Here is a 5005-nt window from a genome sequence, read left to right on the forward strand (position 1 = left end):
GATTAGGATAAGTTATGACTTAAAAATTAATCAACAACTAAAGCTTATGCTTGTAGCTAAGTGAAATCATTGATTAAGAGACCTGTACTTTTCAATGACTTTTTGCCGCAAACCCTAATACCAAATTTCAAAAACTATGGCATACTTATAGAAAAGATTATTAAGTGGATAAATTGGCGATGCTGGTCGTACCCAAAATTGATATTGTTGAGTCAGTAGAAGATTTAAAAAAATTAATGAAACAACAAAAAAGTAGTTTAGCCTACGCTAAAGTACAGTCCTTATATTTTTTGAAGATGGGGGAGGTAGAGACGGTTCGCCATTTAGTGGTATTAATGGGACGAGGGGAAAGAACAATCCATCGCTGGTTAAGTTTTTACAGAAAAGGAGGAATCGAGCGATTATTATCTGAAGGAAACCCACCAGGAAGACCGAAAAAGATTTCGGTAGAAGAAGTCGCTCTTTTACAAAACGAATTAAAAGACCCAGTGGGTTTTACCAGCTATAAAGAGATTTATTTTTGGCTCTCGGTCGTTCGAGAAATTTCCGTCAGCTATACAACAGTTTATCGTCTCGTTAGACAGGAATTAGGAAGCTCAATTAAAAGTACCTAGACCAGGAAATCCGAGACAATTGCCTGGCGAAGTAGATGAGTTTAAAGCGAACTTATCTAAACGACTAAAAGCTTTACTAGACAGGGAAAGCGAGAAAGTAAAGCGTTACGAGAAAGTAAGTTTTTGGTGCGAGGATGAAAGTAGATTTGGTTGTCACACTATTGCTCGGAATAAAATAACTCTTTTCGGAGTTAAGCCGATTGGTAATTTTTAATATAACTTCCAATGCTTTTGGCTGTACGGGGCTGTAGAGCCTCGACAGGGCAGAAGCTTCTTCTATGAATTCTCCCATTTAGATGGGGATTGTTTCGGAGAATATCTATTACAACTATCGCAAGCTTTTCCCAATGAATTACATATTTTACAAGTAGATAACGCTCCTGCACATATGGCGGGACACTTAGAAATTCCCGACAATATTATCTTGTTTTATCAACCTTCTTGTTGTCCTGAAGTTAACCCCGCAACAGAGAGTTTGGCTGTACCTGAAAAATTTTCTGGCATGGGAAACTTTTGAATCTCTTGATGCTTTAAGAGATAAACTCGATGCTCTTTTAAATCGTTTATCCAATGACACTAGGCTCTTCGTTACTTGGTATGGTTCGATAGGGGGGCATAAATCGACTAAATCCTTATCTGGCAAGGGATTTAATTGATTAGTTCGCTCTAGATCGAAAATAATTGACAAAAATCGCTAATCGGGTATTTAACGGGATGGTCTTGGATTTTAGAAGCTCTATGTCTGTCAGGAATTTAGAAATTTGGTATAAGATAACAGCAAAACTGTCCGAGATTTTCCCTATGAGCGATCAAATTCTTTCATCCCTCTCCCTGGAACAAAAACGACAAAACCTGCGCCACCAACGGCGATCGAAGGTGTGGCAAGCTCTAGGTCGCTTTCTGGTGGTTAGTGGTTTAGCGACGGGATTAGCTTGGGGGATGACTTCACCCTATTGGACAATTACCAAGGCTGGACAGGTGGAAATCGCAGGCACGGAATTAATGTCCCCCGAGTCGATTCGCGCTTGGCTGAAATTAAGCTATCCTCTATCTCTCTGGGAATTACCTACCCATCAATTACGAGAAAAATTAGCGGCTATTCCCGCTATTGCCGACGTTAAGATCGAGCGGCAATTATTACCCCCGAAAGTGATTGTTTCTATTCAAGAAAGAAAACCTGTTGCCCGTTGGCGTTCTCATCAACAGCAAGGTTTTTTAGATGCCTCGGGAACGATAATTCCTCAAAACTATTATGGTCGAACTCTGCCCAAAAGCCAATTACCTAGCCTAGAAGTGCTTGGTTACGACCGACAATATCAACAACAGTGGCAAAAAATTTATCCCTTAATTGATAACTTATCCATTAAAATTACCGCCATCGATTGGCGCAATCCTAGTAATCTTGTACTAAAAACCGAACTGGGGCAGGTCTATTTAGGTTTTTATAAAGATAGATTGCCGGAAAAATTAACCGCTCTCGTACAATCACGGCAATTGTCATCCAAGATACCTCTAGCGCGAATTATCTACATTGACCTGAGCAATCCCGATGCTCCCACTGTACAATTAAAGCCACAGCCAGCCCCTAGGGTTGCCAAAGTAACGGCAACTGGTAGGGATTAACTGGAATTGATCAGTAAATAACCGCAATTATTCCCTTTAGGTATTGGCAAAAAAACCAAATTATGATTTTATGAACAAGAAACTGATACTGTAGATACTGGAACCGACATAATATTAGTGATAGTGTTAACAGTGCATCTCTAATTCATCAAATCAATAACAGAATCTTGTACTAAGAGTGTTCCAATTCCAATGACATCGATTAATGAGATCGTTCCCACCTATCCCAATCTGAACAGTAACGATTATGCCAGTTCAGCTATGAGCGAAGATAATCATTACTCTCAGAATAATGCTGGAGTATTATTTACTCGTCCCCATGAATCACAGATGACACCCCGAGAAGAAAGTCGTAGTAATCGCATCGTGCCGAGCAATGTCGCCAAGATCAAGGTGATCGGGGTCGGCGGTGGGGGCTGTAACGCCGTTAACCGCATGATCGCCAGTGGCGTGACCGGAATCGAATTTTGGGCAATTAACACCGATGCCCAGGCCCTGGCCCACTCCTCCGCCCCCCAGAGGTTACAAATCGGGACAAAATTAACCCGCGGCCTAGGGGCGGGGGGCAATCCGGCGATCGGACAGAAGGCGGCGGAAGAATCCCGGGATGAAATCGCCCAAGCATTGGAAGGAACCGATCTAGTCTTTATTACCGCCGGCATGGGCGGCGGTACGGGAACAGGGGCTGCTCCAATTGTGGCCGAAATTGCCAAAGAAATCGGCTGTTTGACCGTGGGAGTTGTGACTCGTCCCTTTACCTTCGAGGGTCGTCGTCGCACTAATCAGGCCGATGAGGGGGTGGGCGGTTTACAAAGTCGGGTCGATACCCTGATTATTATCCCCAATAACCAGTTATTACAGGTAATACCCGCCGAAACTCCCCTACAGGAGGCTTTTCGCGTCGCTGATGATGTGCTGCGGCAAGGGGTGCAGGGCATCTCGGACATTATCACTATCCCCGGTCTGGTGAATGTGGATTTCGCCGATGTGCGGGCAGTGATGGCCGATGCGGGTTCGGCCCTAATGGGCATCGGCATCGGTTCCGGAAAATCTCGGGCTAAGGAAGGAGCGATCGCTGCTATTTCCTCGCCGTTACTGGAATCCTCGATCGAAGGGGCGAAAGGTGTGGTCTTTAACATCACCGGTGGTCAAGACCTAACCCTACACGAAGTCAATGCCGCCGCCGAAATTATCTATGAAGTGGTGGATCCCAACGCTAATATCATCTTTGGGGCAGTAATTGACGAGAAAATGCAGGGAGAAGTCAGAATTACCGTCATTGCCACTGGTTTTTCTGGGGAATCCCCCTCTCGTCCCACCAGTAGCAAGGTGGTGATCAATACCCCCGCACCCAGTCCGGCACCCACTCCTGAACCACCAAAACCGGCGGGATTAGATATCCCCGATTTCTTGCAACGTCGTCGTCCTTTTGATCGCTAACCGCCTATGACTGCCATTGCCCTCACCATCGCCGGTTCCGATAGTGGTGGCGGCGCGGGAATTCAAGCTGATTTGAAAACCTTCGCCTTCCACCGAGTTCATGGCACCAGCGCCCTTACCTGCGTTACCGCCCAAAATACCCTGGGGGTCGAGCGCGTCGAATCCTTAAGTCCAGAAATGGTAGCAGCCCAAATCGATGCGGTGGTCAGGGATTTCGGTGTGCAAGCGGTCAAGACGGGAATGCTGTTCAGCAGCGAGATTATCGAAGCGGTGGCCGAGGCGATCGAGCGCTGGCGTTTAATCAGTTTAGTGGTGGATCCGGTTATGGTTTCGCGGGTAGGAGCCAAATTAATTGATGATCGGGCTATAGATAGTCTTTTTAATAGTTTAATTCCTCTGGCTTCGATTGTTACCCCTAATCGTTACGAAGCACAGCTTTTAAGTGGCATCGAGATCAATGATTTTGAGACGATGAGAGCGGCCGCCGAAATTATTTTCCAGAAGTCAGCCACACCAGTATTAGTGAAAGGAGGAGCCATGAAAGGCCGGCTGCGTGGGGTTGATATCTACTTTGATGGGGAGGAATGGGAAACTTTTAAGACCAGAAGCGTCGAAACCAATAACACTCACGGGACTGGTTGTACTCTATCGGCAGCGATCGCGGCTAACCTCGCTTTGGGTGATGACCTAAAAATAGCGGTGAAAAAAGCCAAGGAGTACGTTACTAACGCCCTTGAGCATTCCCTCGCTATCGGTAGCGGAACCGGTCCAGTAGGCCATTTTTACCGCTTAAAAGCCCTAAATTAGTCAATTCATAACCACTACTCCGCGTATTTCCCCCAAGTACCCCAGAGTTGCACTGGTCGCCCCTCGGTTCCCCTCTCGGTCTATCGGGAATTAGTCAAAGAATTGCAGTCCACCCAGGCACGGGTGGAATTTCTAGAAGCACAAAACCAGCGGTAATGATTCGGTAGTAAGCTAAAACGCACTTAAACCACCTAAAATAGAAATAGTAACTTGAGAAAAATTCTACTTATGCCAGCTAAAGATTTCCGGTTCTTCCGAACTTACCATGTAAAATCAACTAGCAAAATGCCAATTTAATAAACATCTAAGACTAAAGTTTTTTAAAGTTTCTAAATCCATAGCCTCTCCTTTTAATCACCTTCAGTTTATTATTAATTCCTTCAACTGTTCCCTGGGTTGTTTGGTTATCAAAATAGGCAGTTATTTCGTCAATCCACCGCCTCATTGTCTGGCAGCTTTTAGGAAAGTAAGCCATCGCCTTTTTGAGCCAATCACTCAAGGCAAATAATCCCTCATTCCCC

3 protein-coding genes and 2 pseudogenes are annotated in these 5005 nt (G+C 45.1%); 4 read left to right on the forward strand and 1 reads right to left on the reverse strand.

What is annotated here, in order from left to right; genetic code table 11:
- Nucleotides 1–179: 179 nt before the first annotated feature.
- From EWV60_RS22895 to thiD, 4 genes and pseudogenes are all read left to right on the forward strand, one after another.
- A pseudogene (locus EWV60_RS22895) lies at nt 180–1222 on the forward strand (IS630 family transposase); the annotation flags it as partial.
- A gap of 193 nt (nt 1223–1415) precedes the next feature.
- Nucleotides 1416–2237 carry a cell division protein FtsQ/DivIB gene (locus EWV60_RS22900; protein WP_002738467.1) on the forward strand — a complete coding sequence of 274 codons (822 nt, stop codon included), beginning with the start codon at nt 1416–1418 and terminating at the stop codon, nt 2235–2237.
- 192 nt (nt 2238–2429) lie between these two features.
- Nucleotides 2430–3677: a cell division protein FtsZ gene (gene ftsZ / locus EWV60_RS22905; RefSeq protein ID WP_002778450.1), complete on the forward strand. Its 1248-nt coding sequence runs from the start codon at nt 2430–2432 to the stop codon at nt 3675–3677.
- 6 nt (nt 3678–3683) lie between these two features.
- Entirely contained in the window at nt 3684–4484 is an 801-nt protein-coding gene (thiD, locus tag EWV60_RS22910) for a bifunctional hydroxymethylpyrimidine kinase/phosphomethylpyrimidine kinase (RefSeq protein ID WP_287235035.1), read from the forward strand.
- A 273-nt stretch (nt 4485–4757) separates the two neighbouring features.
- Here thiD and EWV60_RS22915 read toward each other — a convergent pair.
- Nucleotides 4758–5005, reverse strand: a pseudogene (locus EWV60_RS22915) (ISL3 family transposase); the annotation flags it as partial.

It is taken from the genome of Microcystis sp. Msp_OC_L_20101000_S702 (genome assembly GCF_007095705.1).
Classification (GTDB): Bacteria; Cyanobacteriota; Cyanobacteriia; order Cyanobacteriales; family Microcystaceae; genus Microcystis; species Microcystis ichthyoblabe_A.

What these genes read in the sequence shown, in the direction of transcription:
- EWV60_RS22900 (WP_002738467.1), top strand. Translation starts at nt 1,416, where the DNA reads ATGAGCGATCAAATTCTTTCATCCCTCTCCCTGGAACAAAAACGACAA.
- ftsZ (WP_002778450.1), top strand. Translation starts at nt 2,430, where the DNA reads ATGACATCGATTAATGAGATCGTTCCCACCTATCCCAATCTGAACAGT.
- thiD (WP_287235035.1), top strand. Translation starts at nt 3,684, where the DNA reads ATGACTGCCATTGCCCTCACCATCGCCGGTTCCGATAGTGGTGGCGGC.